At 52.1% G+C, this 19,202-nt stretch carries 12 protein-coding genes; all 12 read right to left on the bottom strand.

All coding sequences use genetic code 11. From position 1 onward, the window contains the following. Nucleotides 1-960, bottom strand: a complete 960-nt coding sequence (locus tag ACM6I5_RS29340) for an AAA family ATPase (protein WP_008150800.1) — start codon at nucleotides 958-960, stop codon at nucleotides 1-3. A 285-nt stretch (nucleotides 961-1,245) separates the two neighbouring features. Next, the gene (locus tag ACM6I5_RS29335; protein WP_414885196.1) at nucleotides 1,246-1,599 is read right to left on the bottom strand and encodes a hypothetical protein; all 354 of its coding nucleotides are present in this window, start codon (nucleotides 1,597-1,599) and stop codon (nucleotides 1,246-1,248) included. A gap of 174 nt (nucleotides 1,600-1,773) precedes the next feature. Next, nucleotides 1,774-2,160 carry a BrnT family toxin gene (locus tag ACM6I5_RS29330; protein ID WP_414885195.1) on the bottom strand — a complete coding sequence of 129 codons (387 nt, stop codon included), beginning with the start codon at nucleotides 2,158-2,160 and terminating at the stop codon, nucleotides 1,774-1,776. After that, nucleotides 2,144-3,373, bottom strand: a complete 1,230-nt coding sequence (locus ACM6I5_RS29325) for an MFS transporter (protein WP_414885194.1) — start codon at nucleotides 3,371-3,373, stop codon at nucleotides 2,144-2,146. The genes ACM6I5_RS29330 and ACM6I5_RS29325 overlap by 17 nt, the downstream gene beginning before the upstream one ends. Then, complete coding sequence (locus ACM6I5_RS29320; RefSeq protein ID WP_414885193.1) at nucleotides 3,370-11,622, bottom strand: amino acid adenylation domain-containing protein; 8,253 nt, start codon at nucleotides 11,620-11,622, stop codon at nucleotides 3,370-3,372. The genes ACM6I5_RS29325 and ACM6I5_RS29320 overlap by 4 nt, the downstream gene beginning before the upstream one ends. Beyond that, the gene (locus ACM6I5_RS29315) at nucleotides 11,619-11,825 is read right to left on the bottom strand and encodes an MbtH family protein (RefSeq protein ID WP_414885192.1); all 207 of its coding nucleotides are present in this window, start codon (nucleotides 11,823-11,825) and stop codon (nucleotides 11,619-11,621) included. The genes ACM6I5_RS29320 and ACM6I5_RS29315 overlap by 4 nt, the downstream gene beginning before the upstream one ends. Continuing rightward, nucleotides 11,806-12,858, bottom strand: coding sequence for an alpha/beta fold hydrolase (locus ACM6I5_RS29310; RefSeq protein WP_414885191.1), 1,053 nt, complete (start codon nucleotides 12,856-12,858; stop codon nucleotides 11,806-11,808). The genes ACM6I5_RS29315 and ACM6I5_RS29310 overlap by 20 nt, the downstream gene beginning before the upstream one ends. Further along, nucleotides 12,855-13,724: a fatty acid desaturase family protein gene (locus tag ACM6I5_RS29305; protein WP_414885190.1), complete on the bottom strand. Its 870-nt coding sequence runs from the start codon at nucleotides 13,722-13,724 to the stop codon at nucleotides 12,855-12,857. Before ACM6I5_RS29305 ends, ACM6I5_RS29310 begins: the two co-directional genes overlap by 4 nt. A gap of 8 nt (nucleotides 13,725-13,732) precedes the next feature. Further along, complete coding sequence (locus tag ACM6I5_RS29300) at nucleotides 13,733-14,461, bottom strand: SDR family oxidoreductase (protein ID WP_414885188.1); 729 nt, start codon at nucleotides 14,459-14,461, stop codon at nucleotides 13,733-13,735. Then, entirely contained in the window at nucleotides 14,458-15,660 is a 1,203-nt protein-coding gene (locus tag ACM6I5_RS29295; protein WP_414885187.1) for a hypothetical protein, read from the bottom strand. The genes ACM6I5_RS29300 and ACM6I5_RS29295 overlap by 4 nt, the downstream gene beginning before the upstream one ends. Nucleotides 15,661-15,679: 19 nt before the next feature. After that, nucleotides 15,680-16,624, bottom strand: coding sequence for a chlorinating enzyme (locus ACM6I5_RS29290; protein ID WP_414885186.1), 945 nt, complete (start codon nucleotides 16,622-16,624; stop codon nucleotides 15,680-15,682). Nucleotides 16,625-16,628: 4 nt separating this feature from the next. Beyond that, a complete protein-coding gene (locus ACM6I5_RS29285; protein ID WP_414885185.1) occupies nucleotides 16,629-18,470 on the bottom strand; it encodes an amino acid adenylation domain-containing protein in 1,842 nt (613 codons plus the stop codon). Nucleotides 18,471-19,202: the final 732 nt, after the last annotated feature.

Raw genomic sequence — 19,202 nt, 5'->3', positions numbered from 1 at the left:
TCAAGCGACGGCTACAACGTCGAGAATCCGCTGGACCACCCGGTCCTGGTCGATGCCAGCGGCTTCGGCTTCAAAGGAAAGAATGATGCGGTGGCGCAACACGTCGAACAGCACGGCTTGAATGTCTTCCGGGCTGACGAAGTCGCGACCGGCCAGCCAGGCGTGGGCCCGGGCACAACGGTCGAGGGCAATCGAGCCACGCGGGCTGGCGCCGTAGGCGATCCACTCGGCCATCTCCGGGTCGAACTTGGCCGGGGTGCGTGTGGCCATGACCAGTTGAACCAGGTATTCCTCCACGGCGTCGGCCATGTACAGACCGAGGATTTCCTTGCGTGCGGCGAAAATGGCCTGCTGGCTGACCCGGCGCTCGGGCTTGGTCTCGCCGTTCAAGGCTTCGCCACGGGCTTGTTGCAGGATGCGCCGTTCGACCGCCGCGTCCGGGAAACCGATTTTCACATGCATCAGGAAGCGATCGAGCTGGGCTTCAGGCAGCGGATAGGTGCCTTCCTGCTCGATCGGGTTTTGCGTGGCCATCACCAGGAACAGCGGCGACAGCTCGTAGGTACTGCGCCCGACACTGACCTGCCGCTCGCCCATGGCTTCGAGCAGCGCCGACTGAACCTTGGCCGGGGCCCGGTTGATTTCGTCCGCCAACACCAGGTTGTGGAAGATCGGGCCTTGCTGGAACACGAAACTGCCGGTTTCCGGGCGATAGATTTCCGTGCCGGTGATGTCGGCAGGCAACAGGTCGGGAGTGAACTGAATGCGATGGAACTGCGCTTCGATGCCTTCGGCGAGTTCTTTGATCGCTTTGGTCTTGGCCAGGCCCGGCGCGCCCTCGACCAGCATGTGGCCGTCGGCAAGCAAGGCGATGAGCAAGCGCTCGATGAGTTTTTCCTGGCCGAGAATCTGCGTTGAAAGAAAGGTTCGCAGCGCGAGCAGCGCTTCACGATGTTCCATCGATGACTGTTCCTGGAAAGGTGACCGAAGACGTTCGAATAACGCCAGGGCTGGGGGCGTTACTTTAATCCATCGCGGGGGGCGGCGACTAACGGCATTTTGTGCAAAGTGCGGGAATAGATGGGTGAAAGTGTTGGAAATTTGTGCGGGTCGGGGAGTGGTGTCGTTGATTGGGGCCTCATCGCGAGCGGGCTCGCTGCCACAGTGACCGGGTTCTGTCGGAAAAAACGCGATCGATTGTGGAAGCGAGCCTGCTCGCGACGAGGCCGGTACAGCTACTGAAATTCAGAGCTGGCTGATATAGGTGCCAGTATCTTTGAGAATGTTCTGCAACGTTTCTTCCACCTCAGCCAGATCACTCGCATCGGTACTGTGAATGATCTCCAGCGAATCATCGCCATTCAATGCATCCGCATCCGCCGCCGCGATTTCGATCAGTAACCGGGTAGGGCTGAGCGTCACTTTCACGCCGTCCAGCGTCGAAGGCTCGCCATCAAGGGTGATCTCCAGCTCGTCCTCGTCGGGATAGCGGCTCATCAGGAACATCTCACCCTGATCGCTGTGGCAGGCGAGCATGGCCATGTTGTCTTCTTCCTCGTCACACGGGTTGACGATCAACAGGGAGGTGGTCATTTGCATGGGGAAATCCTGGCTCGGCGAGCGTTGTGAACACGACAAAAGGCGATTCTGCCAGCTCGGAGGATATTCTGCCGACTTGTGTGGCACATCGCGACCAATTGTGGATTCTCCATATTCAAATTTTCATGGGGATAAACTGAGTAGAAATCCGCTGATTATGTAGTACATGGTCGCTTAACTCTGGTTTCCTTTGTGACGCGCGCGAAATCCGCGTGGCCCGAACCAACCCCGGTCATTCGAGCTCACAGCATGCCCGAGCACCTGTGTCCGGCGCTCGTCGTAAAACGATTCAAACTGTCTTCGCTCAGCATTCGTGATGCGTCGCGCGGAGATGATGCGGATGACCTCCATCTCGTCGAGATTCTCTTCGATCGCGTGCACAACGAGCAGTGCTGTTACTCCGTCGACCGTGCCGATGGTCTGCCAGCGCGGCTCATCTTTCTCGAATGAGACGAGTGATGTGATGCTCAGCGGGTCGTTGATCACCTGGGCTGCGGTATCGAAGGTCACACCATGTTTTGTTCGGTTGCTCTCGTTTTTCTGTTCATCCCACACGAACACTTTTTCTTCCTCCGCTCTCGGCCCGTCGGCAACCAACGTAATAGAACAACAAGCCAATTAGCGTCATGCAGATCAATGCGTAGAACATTGCACCAGGCATTGCGTATTTCAATGCTATTCCACACACAATTGGCCCAATGGCGACTCCCATGTAAACGAGGTTCTGCATACCGAAGTAGATACCGCGCAAGTGGTTAGGGGCGATTTTGTCGATGAACATGTATTCGGCCGGTACGATGATGATCTCCCCGATAGTGAAGATAGTGACTGCAAACACCCAGATCCAAAGTTCCTGCGACAGGGAAAGGCCAATAAGCCCCACTACGAAGGCGGCCGATCCTAGTGACACCCAAGCCAGGAGTTTCTCCTCTTTGATCCAGCTACCAAATAGATACTGCAATGATATGACAACGATGGCGTTCGCGGCAGATAGGTAGGCCACCGTTTCGTAAGCAACACTGGCCGTTTCCGCGATGATGAGATATTGCGACAGGTAGGTCAGCAATGGTCCGTAGACGGCCATGCTGAAAATGCCGCCGAGAGTGAATAGTAAAAGGCGTTGGTCCCCGCGTAACACTGCGAGGGTTCCTGCGAATTTCATTCGTTCGGTATCGGCGGGGGCTGCGGACGTGACGGGCGTGAAGGCGCTACGAAAGAACAGAAGGAGCAGCAGAATCAGCAGGGTGAAAGCAGCTGCTATCCAAAAGGGTGCGTTGAATACGTAGCGTACCGCCCACGCGCCCAAGAAAGGTCCAATCGCAGCACCTATGTTTTGGAGTGCGTAACGCAAGGAGTAGGCCTTGGCGCGAACCTCTTGGGGCAGTTGTTCCGACAGTAAGGTGTTGCCTACTACGGTGATCGTGGCCGAGGCCGTGTTGAGGAGAATGAGCAAGACAAGAAATACGATCGTATTCTGAGTTGACGGGAGTACCAGATACAGCAACAACAAACCCAGGTCCAAAGCGATCAAGAGTTTAACCTTGTCGATCTTGTCCGCGAGATAGCCACCATAAACGCTGGAAATCGTGCCGACCAATAGGCAGAGTCCGAGCACATAGCCAATTTGCTCGATGTCGAATCCAAGCACCTCATGAAGATAAATCGGCAGGAACGGTAGCAGTGCAAAAAAGCTAACGGACCGTGCAAGTGAGAGAGTAAGCAAGATCTTGACCGACAAGGGGAACTCGTTGATGGTCTGTAACAGTGAATTCATGAAACCTTTCCTTTGGTAGAGACGCGTTGACTTACGTCTGTGGCAATTGCCTCAAGAATTTCAATTAATGTGGTCTTGATTCCCTCGATTTGTATGGGTTTGAATAGCTGGTTGTGGTACCCAATCAGTAACGTTATGCACTTGTCGGGCAAGACAGTCAGCCCGAGCGGATAATGGGACACGCCCGCTGCTCCGTTGGTCATCTCCATGACGTGCAGATCGCCCGGATCGCCAAGTGTTACAGTCTGTTCTGGATAATTCTGGAAGACGAAGTAGGTATCAAACAGATCTCCCATTCCGACGAGACGCTGAATCTCTGTAAGCCCCAAGTGTTGGTGTTGCATGAGGTTAAGATGAGTTTTCTGAACTCGAATCAAAAGGCTCGCGAATGTATCGGACTCCTCAAGTACTAGACGCCGCGGGACGGTGTTGATGAAGAGTCCAACCATGCTCTCGATACCCTCGATCTCGGGCGGGCGTTCGGACACTGTGACTCCGAAGACGACGTCTGACTTTCCAACAAGGCGCATGAGGAGTAAAGCCCAGGCCGTTTGTACTACTGTGTTCAGTGTTACGCCAAGACGTGCAGCTTGGTGCGTGAGACTATCGGTCATCGCTGTCGTTAGTTCTATGTTTGTCGTGTCTGGAATTTCATGCGCACAAGTTGTTTTTGCAAAAATGTTCGTCGGGGTATCGAATCCGGCAAGGTATCCCTGCCATGCGGCTCGGGCACTATTTTGATCTTGTTTGACGAGCCAGGCGAGATAGTTTCTGAAAGGGACAACTACGGGCATCGTTTCGATGCCGTACCGATAGAGTGTAAAAATATCCCTTAAAACGATTGGCATTGACCAACCGTCAAGGAGGATGTGATGGTCGCTGATAATGAGATGATGTCGGTTGGCAGCCAAGCGAATTAGCATGAACCGCATCAGCGGAGGCTTGCTAAGGTCGAATCGTTGTGACAGGTCTTCTGTCATAACCCTTTCCAGTTGCAGGTGCTGCTCAATTGGCGCCAAGGAAGACAGGTCGTGGATTTTCCACGGTACCTCGACGTCTTGGGTGACGACTTGCACCGGGTTCTCCAGACCTTGGTAGATGAAAGCTGCGCACAGATTGGTATGTCTGAGCAGCAGATTATTCACAGCAGTCTTGAGTCGGGATATATCGAGTGTTCCCGCCAAGTCAAGGATTGTTTGACCTTGATAGGGGTCTCGATGTATTGAATTGTGGTTCGTATGAAGCAGCAAGCCCTGCTGCAACGGCGCGAGTGGCAGAATCTCTAGAAGTTTAGGGTACTTAGTTTTAATCGCATCGATGTCGGACTGTTTTAACTTGATGAGATTGACATCAGACGGCGTCAGCCCCCCGAGAGTGGGGTGTTCCGCCAGGCACGCAAGTGACTGGAGGGTATCGACCCAATGGTTAAGTAACGACGATGTTTCGTCTCTATCGAACTGGGCCTCATCCCACCCGATAGTCACCGTCAAGGTTGGGGAGGTGAGGTCATCATTTATGACGCCAGTGAGATCTAAGGCGTGAAGCGAACGAGTAATTGGTTCCGGTTTGTCACCATTGGTGTAGAACGCAAGACAGACTTGTGAGAGCGGAAACCTCTGTTGTGAGGCGGAATAGCTGCACTCTTCATTGGGTACTGAATTTACTTGTTCTTTTATACGCTTCAACAACCGCGACAGCGCGCGGGGATCTCCAAGGTGTTGCGTATTGATTCCGCCAGTATTGAGCTTGAGTGGAATGGTGTGCTGAGTTCGCGGGTTACGCCAATCGAGTCGCAGCAACGCCTTTGTGTTCATATCGCGGCGAAGACGCCAATCTGCCAAAGCCAGTGCAAAGCCTGCCAGCAAGACAGTGTCGGCGCAGGTATGGTAAAGACGTGGAATAGTGGTAGCCAATATATGCGTGAGTTCGTTCGACAATGAGCGTTTGAAGTGATGGTATATTCCGCATTCCGCATGTGGCGACTTCAGTGAGAGTCGCGGGTCCGGGGTCTGCGATACCTTTAGCCAATATGACTGATCTTCCCCGTCTTGCTCCGCAGCTGTCGGTAGCGAGGGGGGGGTGTTCAGAATGCTGATCAGTGCCTCGACACTTTGATGTTGGAACACTTCACGTGGTGTTATTATGAACCCCTCGACACGGGCTCGGCTGACTAATTGGATTGACCGGATACTGTCACCACCCAGATCGAAAAAGCGATCATCGAGACCGACTTGCTCTAAACCTAGGACCTCTGCGAATAGACGAGCGAGTTTTCGCTCTGTCGGTGTACGAGGCAAACGCACGTCTCGAGAGGTAAAATTGGGGGTTGGTAAAGCTCTTGTATCAAGCTTTCCATTGGGGGTGAGTGGTAGTCGATCAAGTATCACTATTGCTGCGGGAACCATATAATCCGGTAGCTTCTTTGCGACATAACGGCGTAGTTCAAGGCCCAGACTGCGAACCTCCTGGACGCAGTTTGGAGTATTGGCGAGTGTGGGGGCTGCGACATCCGTCTCGGATCGTGGCCGATAGAGATCTGCCAGCAAAAGATGATCATGAAATGGGGAGATAAAAATTGCGTCGAAACAGTCGCTGTTCGCGGTGTCCGTCCAAGTGATTTTGACTCTATATCCCAGTGAATCTGCCAATGCGTGCATCGATTCCGGATCCACGGCTGCGTTGGTTGGAGTCGTGATGGATTTCGCATTGAGAGAGAAATCGGTATTAGTTTGCACCCAAATCGTTTTATCCAGGTGTATTGCTGCTGCCACCCGTGCGTTTGGAACACCTGTCACCCGCAATATCGGTGGCCGCTCTTTCGACAAAAAGCGCTGAACGACATTGAGGCCTGAGCCATCGCGGCACCACCCAAGTTCATGTGAGCCTCTTGCGGAGAGACATAGGCTGCCGTGTTTATGCAAGACGACATCGTAGCGGAAGTCAGTCAATTCATTGCGCTTTTTACCGCGTTTAATCTGAAGGTCCACCCCCACGACTGCTTGCAGTTCTTGGCTGATCGTTGCAAAAAAACCAGGGTCGAGAAGCAACTCACTCTCGAGGCTGACGGTATTATCGATAATCTTGCGCAAATCGCAGACGCTCTCGTTGCGATGAAGACCTTTATGTACGGCCACTGCTGTGGCGAAGCACCGCATCAATCGGTAATTGCGGATGTCACCCAGGAAGACACGGCCGCCTGGAACCAAGAGGTTCATTGCTTGGCTAAGAACGTCGAGTAGATAACGGCTGCTTGGAAAATATTGCGCTACGGAGTTAATGACAACTGTGTCGAAACATTCCATAGGAAGCTCACCCAGTTGGTGGGCGGCAAGGTTTTTGAGGACGACGCGTTCACGTAATGACAGTGTGGCGTTCACCCGCTCATCAAGGGCTCGGATCACGGAGGGGGAGAAGTCGAGTCCCCAGTATGAATGACAGTGTGGGGCCACTTTCCATAAGATCAGGCCGGAGCCCACACCGATTTCGAGCACGCGACGCGGTTTCAAATCCAGAATTCTGTCGACGGTCGTTGCTTGCCATTCCAGCATGTCCTCAAGCGGAATCGGTTGGTTGTCATAGCTGCTATTCCACCCATTGAAGTCTTGAGGCGAAGCGAGGTTGGTTTGTTCGCTATAGTCGCGCTCGTGCATGGTCTGCCATATAGAAACACGTTCGATCTCGTTGGCCCGGTCGCGAGCTATTGCATTGACTTCATGTGGGACTATGTAGCCAATGAGTTGCTTGTGGTTGAGTTGATCCTCGTGAACTATCACCGCCGCTTGCGCAACAGTAGGGTGTGTAGCAAGTGCTGCTTCAATCTCTCCTGGTTCGATACGGAAACCGCGGATCTTGATCTGATCGTCGACGCGGCCGATGAAGTCGACAACACCGTCGCTGCGCCATTTGGCAAGATCACCTGTGCGATACATACGCGAACCGGGTGGTCCGAATGGACAGGCAACGAAGCGTTCAGCCGTGAGCTTAGGGCGATTTATGTATCCGCGCGCCAATCCGTGTCCGGCGATGTACAGCTCACCAATAACGCCAGGAGGTACAGCCATCAAAGCGGTATCTAGTACATAGATGCGTGTATTCCACAATGGATGACCGACAGGGACGGTTTCAGCATTCAAGTGGGGCTGGCATTCCCAATACAGCGCGTCGACCGTGGTCTCAGTTGGGCCATAAGCATTAATCATGCGGTGGTTGCGGGACCATTTTTTAGCGAGAGCTGGCGAACAGACTTCACCTGCAACCATGAGGTGAGGGCAGCTCCTGAGCGCGTCCTCCGACATGCTGCCGAGGATTGTTGGTGAGAATGTGATGTGGGTTGGCCGGTACTTTGCCATCGTTTGTATTTGTTGATTGGGCGACAGAAGCTCTTCGGGTGAGGCCAAGATAAGAGTCGCGCCGGACAGTAGCGTGCAACACATCTCGCAGAAGGTAGGGTCGAAGTTAATCGAAGAAAATTGTAGAAAACGTGAGTGCGCGTCTAAGCGGTAACACTCGATGTAGGCGCCTGCAAGATTGGGAATCCCGTAATGTGTAACGACCACTCCCTTGGGTTTTCCGGTCGAGCCCGATGTGTAGATAACGTACGCGGCATCATTGCGCGATATAGGTCTTTTTCGATCCGCATCAGTCGGGTTGCTCGTGGGTAGCTGCTTGAAGGCCTCTAGTGCGGCGGCATCGTCCCAAGCGATATACGGGATGCTTCGAGCAGCTTGCGGTAAATGCTCGACGATCACTTGGGTGGTGATGAGACACCTTGGACAGGCATCCTCTAGCATAAAGGTGATCCGCTGTGCAGGATAATCGGGATCGAGCGGTAGATAGGCCGCACCTGCTTTCAATATGCCTAGCAGGCTGGCTAACATCGCCGGAGAGCGCCGCATTGAGAGACCTACCAGATCTTCGGCGACGACACCTTGTGAGAGAAGCCAGTGTGCAACTTGGTTTGCGTTGCGATTCAATTCTTCGTATGAGAGAGCCATATCCTCATGGATTACGGCGGTGGCAAAGGGGGTTTCAGTGACTTGCCGTTCGAAAAGAAAGGGGTAAACCGTGTCTGGGATGTTTCGTTCAGTGGTGTTCCAGTGCTCTAAAATCATGCTGCGAGCATCTGAGTCGAGAATGTTGATCGCCGCGAGAGTGCTATCTGGATTGGCTGCAACTTGCTTGAGGATGTTGACGAGGTAACGAGCAAAGGCCTCGACTGTGGTTCGATCGTAAAGGTCCGTTGCGTATTCGATTTCACCGCTCATGCCGGCTATCGAACCGTCCTCATATTTTTGCTCAGTCAGTTCAATCGTCAGATCGAATTTGGAAGTATGCGTGGTGGTCGATCCCAACTCTACTGTCAATCCAGGCCATTCGAGGTTCGGTGCAGCATTGTTCTGGAGTACAAGCATGATCTGGAACAGTGGATGATGACTGGTCCTGCGGATTGGGTTCAGCGCGTCGACCAAGTAGTCGAACGGTATGTCCTGATTTGCATAAGCCGCTAGATTCACCTCCTTCACACGCGCTAGCAGCCTAAGAAAACTCGGATTTCCTGAAGTGTCGGTACGCAGTACGAGTGTGTTGACGAAAAGTCCGACCAAGTCGTCCAGTGCACTGTCAATGCGTCCGGCGATGGGACTCCCCAAGGGAATGTCGGTGCCAGCACCCAGCTTGCTCAAAAGTATGGCGGTAGCCGCCTGCAAAAGCATGAACAAGCTAACGCCTGCTTGGCGTGCGAGATTGGAGAGGCGTAGGGTTAAAGCGGCGTCCACATGAATTGGGACGATGTTGCCGTGGAAGCTTGGGACCTGAGGACGGGGGCGATCTGTCGGGAGTTCGAGATGCTCGGGCATGTTCGCCAATGCTCGGCGCCAGTATGACAATTGTTGCGATAGCGGACTTTGCGTATCGGCATCGGAACCGAGCCAGTCTCGCTGCCATAGTGTGTAGTCAGCATATTGTACTGGCAGCGCTGGAAAGTCAGCGACAGCACCAACTGTGTGTGCTGCATGGGCGAAGCTCATGTCGCGAATGAAAGGTGCGAGCGACCAGCCGTCGCCAGCGATGTGGTGGAGGGTCACGAGCAGCACATGATGCTCTTTGCTCAGACGGAAGAGGTCGGCGCAGATTGGGATTTCGCGGTTCAGATCGAAGTGATGACTGGCTGCTTGAGAGAGAACGTCAGATAGCTCGTCAGCGGAAGCCTCGTGTACCACCAATTCAATTTTGACACTTCCCTCCCGCGCAATGTCCTGCTCAGGACCTTGAATGCCTTCACGAAAACGCGTTCTGAGGACTTCGTGACGTATGAGTAAGTCGTTGAGCGCCTGCTGCAGCGCCTTGCGATCCAGCTTACCTTTCAAGTCAAGGTAAATAGGCAAATTGTAGGTTGCATTCGGCCCTTCCATCTGATGCAAGAACCAAAGGCGTTGTTGCGCAAATGAGAGAGGCAAGTGAGCGGGACGCTCCAATGCACGAATGGGAGGATGCGCAGGCTCAGCTTCGCTCAACCTGCACGCCAGGTTGGCGACAGTCGGTGCCTCGAAGATTGATCGGATGGGTAGTTCAATACCGAGCTCTGTACGTAAACGGTTAATCAGGCGTGTTGCCAAGAGCGAATTTCCGCCCAAATCGAAGAAGCTATCGTCAGTACCGGCGTATTTAATTTTAAGCACGTCGCAGAACAATTCGACTAGTAACAGTTCGTTTGTTGCTGTGGGAGTGCGTTGCTCCCTGGAGTGGAAACTAAGAGGCGGCAGACCGTTGCGATTCACCTTGCCGTTAGGGGTCAGTGGGAGCGTGGCCAAAGCCATGATACCTGCCGGGATCATATATTCAGGTAGGTGCGATGATATCGCGTGGCGTAGGATTGTGGTGTCCAATGAGTGACCCGCTATTGGCACGACGTATCCTGCCAAGTGTCGCAGGCCGGGTTGGTCCTCGCGTAGAAATACGCGCGCACGAGCGACGCCGGGTTGTTGCATCAGAATGGCCTCGACCTCTCCCAGTTCAATGCGGAAACCGCGGATTTTGACTTGCTCGTCCGCACGCCCCAGAAACTCCAGCATTCCATTTTCATTTAAACGGGTGATGTCTCCTGTCCGGTACATGCGGCTGCCCGCGGCGCCAAACGGGCAGGCCACGAAGCGTTCGGCGGTCAGTTTTGCATTACCCAAATAACCACGTGCCAAACCGTCGCCAGCAATGTAGAGCTCGCCTTCGATTCCCGCTGGTACGAGCCGAAGTGAAGCGTCGAGCACATAAACCTCAGTGTTCCATATCGGTTTTCCGATTGTGACCGGTTTGCCCCGACGAACAGCTACCATTAATGACCAGATTGTCGTCTCCGTTGGTCCATACAGGTTCCACACCTTGTTGGATGCGACGCTGAGAAAATCTGCGAGGTCCGGCGGTAGCGCCTCACCGCCACACAATATCTGCATCGAGCCGTCAGGTATCCAGGACGCTTCTCGCAGGAGCTGCCAAAGGGCAGGCGTTCCCTGCATCAGTGCAGGCTTCGCGGCAGCAATAAAACGGCTTAGGGCTCGGCCGTCTATGGCGATTTCGTGGGGCACCAAGTGCAGTTCAGCTCCACTCAAAAGTGGTAAGTACAACTCCAGCCCAGCGATGTCGAAGGAGATCGGAGTCGTCGACACGACAACGTCGCGGCAGGTGATCCAGAAATGATTCATCATGAAGACCATGAAGTTGGCGAGTGCATGATGAGTCACAATGACGCCCTTTGGCTGGCCGGTTGAGCCTGATGTATAAATGACGTACGCAGGATGCAGTGGTTGCAGCAGTTCGCTGCGTTCACGGACTAGAGGGTTCGTTGTTTTTGTGTTGGTCAACACTTCGTTGAAATCTTCAACGTATACGATACTTACAGATTGTGCCGCTGTACCGAGATGATCAAGGAGGGACCGCGTTGTAAGGAGGATCGCTGGCTGCGCGTCCTTGATCATGTATTCAAGACGTTCACTCGGATAACTTGGATCAAGTGGTAGGTACATCGCGCCCGCTTTAAGAATACCTAAAAGGCTCGCCACTGATTCAGTGGAGGGGCGTAATGATACGGCGACGGCCATCTCTGGCCCTATACCTTTGGCTATTAGCCAGTGCGCTACACGGTTGGCGCGCTCGTTCAACTCCATATAGGTCAACGATGACGTTTCGCAAACGAGTGCCGTGGCATATGGGGTGCGGTCGACTTGCTGTTGGAATAACAGAGGCAGAATGACACTCATATCAGGCTCTTCGGTTTTAGGTCTGTCCAGTTCTCGCCAATGAAGGAAAGACAGTTGTCCCGACTATTAGGCCCAAACAAGCGTTGCCATCCCGCCGGGGTGGCGACGTAGTCTGGCCACAGTGAGTGCTGACCTTCGTTGTTGACCAACACATAAAAGATGCCGGACTCTGTTTCGAATGGATTAGTCTTGTCTGACAACATGGTTTAACTCCTCTTTCCCCAGTAGATAGTTTTCGATCAGCGTCGCAATCGTCGTTGCATGTTGATCTTGCAAAAGACCATAGTGGGAGCCGGCGATGGGGCATGCAGTTAGTTTCCCGGCACTCAGCTTGTGCCAAGTCTCTATGGAATCGTTTTCTGGTACGTGCAAAAGAAGACCATGTGTCGGCTTCATTGTTGGCCGGTATTCGACTAAAGCGAAGATGTTTGCTCGATACATCTGAATGAGGCGATGGACGAACTCTATACTGGAACGCTGTTTGCCACCTTCCTGCCCAAACAAAGCCATTGTTATTTCTTGAGTGGTGGTCGGAGGATCAGCGCTTTCTGCTGCGACAGCGAATTTATTATTTGCTGCTACTTGGGCTAGGAGATCGTTGCGTAAGTCCTCTAGGAGCGCAGCCTCGTCCCACTTGATGGTCGGTACTTCCCATATATAGCTGTCAATGAGTACTAGTTTCCGCAGATTCAACCCTTTGTCGGCCGCTATTTTAGCGATCTCGTATCCGATGAGACCTCCGAGCGACCAGCCGACGAGATGAAAATCCTCCTCGCCGAAGTCATCGAAAATCAAGTTGGCATAATGCTCGGCAATCTGCTCAATGGTTTGCAGTCGCTCGACATTCGCTAGCGCTAAAGGCTGGATGCCGTAGCAACCACGGTCGTGACCAAGGCGTTGGACGAGCTTTGAGTAAGCGAAAACTAAACCGCTAACCGGGTGAATGAATATAATGGGTATCTTTGAGCCCCTGTTACTCATTCGTATAATTGCGCGCTCCTGGTTTGCGGCCTGTAATTGCGAGCCATCGGTGGCAAGTTCGCGAATTGTCGGATAACGCAGTAAGTCACCAAGGTTCAGACTCCAGCCGAGCCGTTGCTTGATTTGTTCTATCGTGGCTAGCGCCAGCAGCGAATCACCACCTAAGGCAAAGAAGTTGTCATTCTCTCCAATGTCTTTCCGACCCAAAGTAAAACTCCAGATCTCGTTCAAGCTCTGCTCTATGAAACTCGTCATGACCTGCTTCCCTCAACGTGATTAGGTTCAATCGTAACCCGGCTTTCAAAGGTCTTGAGACTTGCATGGTGGTGGAGCTGTGCGTAAACAGGGTCTTCCATCAAGAGTTCATGAGCTTTGCCAAAGCAATGAACTGGTATATAAGGGTAGAGGTGGTGAATGAGGTGATAGCAATCGTTACGTGGAAAGAAGAGGGTGCGGAGCACGGTATTGTGAACGATGAAGTTGCGAGACTTATATATTTCGTCGAGCTCTGTTGTATACAGTCCACCATGATCCACGATGTCAATCAGGTAGCGAAGGAACGGCAGGAATACAGCATGAGCCAAGATGAGCGTCCAAATGGCATAATTAATGTCTGCTATATATAGAGATGCGCCGATTCCCATATATAGCGCAAGCCCGAAACTGTGGTAGGGATCTTGCATGCTGGTCCTAGGAAAGTAGAACCAAACGAAACGCAGCATAATTAAGTCGCGCAAAACCCGTGGCCACGTGGTAGGGCGATTGTGGCCGAGGTTCAGGCGTAACTTAAAATCATCGTCCAAGGCATAGTTGCCAAGATGCATGTGATGGCTCCGGTGTTCTTTTTTGTACGATGCAAAGTTCATGAGCAATAGAGCGCATAGCAACTTTCCGACGCGATCGTTGTAGCTATGTGAGTCCGAGAAGGAGTTGTGCGAGCATTCGTGGACGATGTTGTTCAGACCTTTAAGGGTAACGGCGGTTAAGACTGCGAACACTACCGTTGTAAATAAATGGTGGGTGGCTTGCGCCAAAGCGGGCACTGCGACAATGGAGATCAAGTAACAGGCTAGAAAAAGTGAGCCTTTTATCGTCGATTGCGGGGTGCGAAGGTGCTTCATTCTCAGAGTCACGGCCAACCCCCTGCGAGTTTGATTACCTCGCCCGTGATGAAGTCCGCCGAACCGCTTGCCAGAAATGTTATTAGTGCGCCAATCTCGCTCGCCTTGCCGAGCCTACCTAGTGGGAGCAGCTTGTGCAGTTTCTTCCATCCAAGTTCCGTCTCCCACAGCTCTGCCGGATAATAGGTTTCGCTTTCCAGGAAGTTCGGAGCGATTGCATTAACAGTGATCCCGTAGGGTGCCAGCTCACGTGCTGCTGATTGGGCAAGGGCCGAAGCACCGGCTCTGGCTGAGTTGTACGTGGAGAATCCAGGCTCAGGCTTTGACGGCGCGGCGGATGTAACCAGAACTATGTAGCCTTTGCCGTGCCGCTTCATTTCGGTAGCCGCTCTCGCCAAGAGGGCGAACGGAGTGATGAGTAAAGCCTCGCATGCCCTGCGCATGTCGCAAGCCTCCCCAGCTTCGAGCGGTACGTGTTGTAAGGGGAAGATGTCGTTGCTAACGAGTAGATCAATGCGGCCGAACTCTTTGGCGACATACGCAATGAGGGCGCTAGAGGTCTTGTTCGGATAGGCTGATGCGCCTGTGTTTTTTGTTTGGAAGCTGTTGCGCAAATTCTCGTCGGGGAAGCTTTCATCATGGCAAACCACGACGTAGCCTGCAGCAAGGAGAGCGGTGACCGCGCCCGGTCCTGCGTATTTGGTGGCGTTCGTGACGACTGCAACAGGGCGTATCATTGAGCCTCCCCAACAAACGTGGTAATTGCAGCGAGCATGTCAGCGTTTATAAGCAGCGCGTCGTGGTGACTGCGAACCTCGCGCTCCTGCAAACGACTGCCATTTACGATATGGTGCAACATGAGGGACGCGTCTGGATGTGTCATGCGATCATTGCCGTTGATGACAATCAGCATTGGCAACTCTAGTTGTTGTGCAGCGGCCGTTGCGTCATATGCCATTAGCGCGAAGTTGATCTTTGCATAGCGATGAAATAGTTCAACGTCCGCATAGGGATAGAGAATGAAGGGCGCCAACGCTGGTGGGACACTGAACAACATAGCCGGATCCATGAAGAGAGAGTGCACCTCTCTCGCACGCTTGAGACTGGTCGAAGCCTCCGACAATAGGCTCTGAAATTGACGCTGGAATGGTGTGCGGGGCGTCTCAGGACCGAAGTTCAAGTCGCCGTGAAGAACGAATATAGAGGCGATGCTATTGGTGCATACAGCCGCTGCGGCGATAGCAATCGGTGCGCCGCCGCAGATTCCAATAAGGTGAGCGCGTTTGATGTTATAACCCGACATGATTGACTGGATGTGTCCTATTTCGGTCGTGATCTCGCAGGCGGGTTCTGCAAGTGAGCGCCAATCACCGAAGAGATAGGGGCTCTCAAACGTAATGACAAAGTGGTTTTGGCTAAGCGCCTTCATCCATGAGAGAAAAAATATTGAAGGCATACCGCAGGGGAGTATGAAAATAATCGCTTCGTTAGTGGGTGCGCCTAAGGTGAACGTAGCTAAAGGTGGTAAGTCGTTCGGAGATAATGTTCTTCGTCGGCTTTGCTCTGGTAATGCGGTCGTGCTAAACGCGGCGTCCAATGCATTCGCTTTTTCAATGTCTGCGAGCTTCTTCCAGTCGATTAGGTTTGCGAGCAAAAAGTTGCTAAGCGCAGTTTCCAAACTTGATGCATTCAGGGGCGTAGGCCATACGAAGTGTGGAACGAAGAGAGAATAGTGCAGGCCAATCGCGCGCAAGATCTCGTTACAGCGCCCAGAATCTTCTGCACGAAAGAAGGACGGATCTCCGGCAGTGTTTATGACAGGAAAAATTCTGAGCGTCGTGCTGCTTGCCGCGAGCAATGGTTGGCAGTGAGCCAATACCTCGGCGAGCTGTAAAAGCTGCGAGCTGTCTGCGGGATCAATAGGTTTAATAAGCATCTGAAGATCTCAGTTGGTATTAGAACTTCCTGCCGCGTGTTGTATGAGTCACTATTCGATTGCTCGGGCATTTGTTCATGCCGCATACCACAACACTTCCGTACTTTTCGAGGCTCACGCTGCCACCGTATTCTTCAACCACATTTGTATCAGGATAAACCTGTACGGATGACGGCACGTAACGCGTTGCATAACCCATGCGCATTTCCCTGGTCTTCCCGGAGTGTGGATGCGAGGCATGCATGAGGGTTGACCAGAATATGATGAATTGCCCGGCCTCCATTGTTATGGAGGTGGCGTCGTTTTCATTTGGTGCCCAGTTCGGATCAATCTGCAGCTCCCGATAGTCGTAGCCAAAAAAACCGCGCATTATGCCGTTTTTTTCTATCGAGTTGGTTTGCTCATCGCAGTAATGCATTCGCTTGGTTTCGTCATAGAACATAGTCTTGTGAGTGCCGGGGATGAACTGGAGGCACCCGTTATCGGTTGTCGCTTCGGTGAAGGCACTCCAGACAGTAATCGTGCCTCCGAATTTTGAATCCTCGGGCCAAACGATTTGCGGTGTACCGGACGCATTGGCGAAGGTGTCGGCTTGATGCCAGTCAGTACCTTCTTCACCAGAATGTTTAGGAAAAAACTCCGTGCGCCAGCAAATAACGTCTGGACCCAGAATGCTTGACACACGATCAACGATCTCACGTCGACATATGTGTTCAGCTAGGAAGTCAATATCGAGGTGGCGATCGTAGTTTGAGATGTTGGTGTTACCTGATACTGCTGCAGTTGATTGATAGGCGGCGTGACTGCGATCCAGTGCCTGAAGTCGCGTTTGCCGCCAGAGGATCTTCATTTCATCTGGCGAATAAAGCGTGAACGGACCTATATAGCCTTGACGATGGAATTGCTCAACTTCTTCAGGCGAAAGGTAAAAATGGTTCTCAGGTGTTTTAATGAGATCGGTCATGGGTCTATCTCTCTTGTTGTTCAGTGAGTGTCTCGATTAATGTCGAGAGGGTCGCACCTTTGCTGAAAATATCTATTCGTAGGTCTGTCTTGAACTTGAGATTAACGCGTTGGAGCATGATGATTAGCGAGAACGAAGTTCCGCCGAGATCAAAAAACTCAGCATGAGGGTCAATGTAGTCAAGCCCAAGAACATTTGTCCAAATGGAATATAGCTCTTGCTCTATGGACTTACTGCTTTGCGGGCTTTCGGATTCAGTTGGGCGTGCAAAGTCTCCTCGGGCGAGGGATATGAGGGCTTCGTTGTCTTGTTTTCCGTTAAGGGTAGTAGGAATGCGGTCTATGGTTATATAGCGCGACGGCACCATATAGCTCGGAAACTCTTTTATCGCCGCTGCGCGTAGTTTGGTAAGTAGCATTTCGTGGTTGCAATTTTCTGAAGCGGCACTAGGAATAATGTAGGCCACAAGTCTTGGGTCGCCCTCCCCGAAATCTACTGCAATGATCCTCGCATCTTGAACTTCCGCATCGCGTAAAAGGTAGGTCTCTATCTCAATTGGCTCGATACGATAACCGCGAACATTGAGTTGGCGGTCGGCTCGGCTTATATATGCGTAAGCATCAATTCCAATTTTTACCCCGACATCGCCGGAGTTGTACCAAATCCCAGAAATGCCCAAATGATCGGTACGATATTTGAAACGCTCATCAGTGAGATCGGAACGCCCAAGGTAACCACGTGTGAGACCTGCGCCGTGTACATAGATCAGCCCATGTTGTCCATGTGGTACGGTCTGACCGTTTATGTCTGCTATTTCAATTTTCATACCTGGGATGGGCGTGCCAATTGGACTGAACTCTCGCGCCATAAGGTCGCCGGGTTCAAGGAACTTCCATGTTGCGTGCACGGTCGTTTCCGTTATTCCGTACATATTGATAAGGCGGGGGTTGTCAAGGCCGTGTCGTGCTATCCATGGTGTTAGTGTCTGCGCGTCCAAGCGCTCTCCACCAAGGATAACGTAGCGTAGCGACAGTTCATCGCATGGTCTTGTCGTGTCAATGGCAATAAGGTTTCGGAACGAAGAGGGTGTCTGATTGAGTACAGTGACTTTCTCGCGTGTCAGTAAGTCATGAAAGTCTTGTGGATCACGAGCGGTGTGGTTTGACACCAGGACTAGGCGCCCACCGAACAGTAGCGCACCCCAAATTTCCCAAACAGAGAAATCAAAGGCTACTGAATGAAACTTGCACCATATGTCGTTTGCGTTAAACCCGAATGTTTCGTGTGTCGCGGTGAAAAGGTGCACGATATTTCGATGTTCGACCATCACGCCTTTTGGCTGCCCCGACGATCCCGAGGTAAAAATGACGTAGGCCAGACTAGTCTCATCGTCGCCGAACTCTCTCTCAATGAGAAAGTTCGGCACGGAAACATCGGCAGCGATGTCGACGACGGTCAGGTCTTCAAAGTGTGTAGCGGTCGAGGCATCGGCGACGACGATGTCCATTGTGCTTAATTGAGTGATTTGCTTGCGTCGCTCCTGCGGAAACGCTGGATCGAGCGGAACGTAAGCACCACCAGCTTTTAATATCCCCAAGACACCAATGATTAAGTCACATGTGCATTCAAGGCACAGTCCGATTAACTGATCACGCTTAACGCCGATATTGAGTAAGGATGTCGCCAGCTTTTCCGCGCGCTCGTTCAACTCCCGATAGGTCAATTGTGTCTGGCCATAGGAAACGGCTATGCGGTGAGGATATTTTTGAGAAACTCTCGCAAAGACGGCGTCAAGTGTCTTCGCGTCATTGAATTGGGGCGGTAAGCTAACTGTTTTCGTCGGCATCTTGGACACTCGAGGAAATTAAATAACTTGAAGCACATAATGTCTTGAAAAATTTAAAAAAAGCGATCAAAAATCGTGTAGGTCTTTTCCCAAAAAAACGTAGGTAAATTCCATGATTTATTGGTGTGATAATTGGTATCAATACATATGCAATGTGTTTCTCAGAGGTGCGCCTTTATTCGCACATCATCGATCTACACCGACAACGGGAGGAGGCGGTAAGCAAGTTCTGAAAAAAGTGAGAAAAAGGATGGGGACTTTGAATATCTTCGCTGTTCGATTAGAGAAGACCGATTTTTTGTGGTGTACAGCGGTTCGACTCGGAGAAAGGTCGATACTTTTCAGTCGCATACGTACCGATGTCCGAATGTGCCGCAGTATCGCAAACAGGGTCCTGCCGGCTGGCTAGAGGGTGTTTTGAGAACGGAATATGGACTATCGGTCACTTATGATGCACATATGACGTGAAAGTAGCATTTAAAACAACGTTTTCACCGGCGACTGCTAGCGTTGTTCGATGACTAGTGCGCGAGCTACGTACCGATGACCGAATATGTCGCAGCACCGCAAGCACAGGCCTTGCCGCTCTGGTTAAGCTGCGCATCGAATGGATACCTGTAAAGACATTGTGCAATTGATCGCAGAGTCGTTTTTGCAGATGCCCATTCATGGAAGGTGAATGTGACCTGAGTGTCTCGTCCAGCTTCACCCACCTGTCACCCTGTTTCCTCT

Origin of the sequence: Pseudomonas sp. IT-P171 (assembly GCF_949767765.1) — a bacterium.
GTDB classification, from domain to species: Bacteria; Pseudomonadota; Gammaproteobacteria; order Pseudomonadales; family Pseudomonadaceae; genus Aquipseudomonas; species Aquipseudomonas fluorescens_B.
The sequence above is the reverse complement of the archived record's forward strand: the minus strand, read 5'-3'. Positions and strand labels throughout refer to the sequence as shown.

Excerpts from the sequence above, each read along its gene's own strand:
- ACM6I5_RS29305 (WP_414885190.1), bottom strand. The coding sequence starts at position 13,724 with ATGAAGCACCTTCGCACCCCGCAATCGACGATAAAAGGCTCACTTTTT.
- ACM6I5_RS29310 (WP_414885191.1), bottom strand. The coding sequence starts at position 12,858 with ATGACGAGTTTCATAGAGCAGAGCTTGAACGAGATCTGGAGTTTTACT.
- ACM6I5_RS29340 (WP_008150800.1), bottom strand. The coding sequence starts at position 960 with ATGGAACATCGTGAAGCGCTGCTCGCGCTGCGAACCTTTCTTTCAACG.
- ACM6I5_RS29335 (WP_414885196.1), bottom strand. The coding sequence starts at position 1,599 with ATGCAAATGACCACCTCCCTGTTGATCGTCAACCCGTGTGACGAGGAA.
- ACM6I5_RS29300 (WP_414885188.1), bottom strand. The coding sequence starts at position 14,461 with ATGATACGCCCTGTTGCAGTCGTCACGAACGCCACCAAATACGCAGGA.
- ACM6I5_RS29295 (WP_414885187.1), bottom strand. The coding sequence starts at position 15,660 with ATGCTTATTAAACCTATTGATCCCGCAGACAGCTCGCAGCTTTTACAG.
- ACM6I5_RS29285 (WP_414885185.1), bottom strand. The coding sequence starts at position 18,470 with ATGCCGACGAAAACAGTTAGCTTACCGCCCCAATTCAATGACGCGAAG.
- ACM6I5_RS29290 (WP_414885186.1), bottom strand. The coding sequence starts at position 16,624 with ATGACCGATCTCATTAAAACACCTGAGAACCATTTTTACCTTTCGCCT.
- ACM6I5_RS29320 (WP_414885193.1), bottom strand. The coding sequence starts at position 11,622 with ATGAGTGTCATTCTGCCTCTGTTATTCCAACAGCAAGTCGACCGCACC.
- ACM6I5_RS29315 (WP_414885192.1), bottom strand. The coding sequence starts at position 11,825 with ATGTTGTCAGACAAGACTAATCCATTCGAAACAGAGTCCGGCATCTTT.
- ACM6I5_RS29325 (WP_414885194.1), bottom strand. The coding sequence starts at position 3,373 with ATGAATTCACTGTTACAGACCATCAACGAGTTCCCCTTGTCGGTCAAG.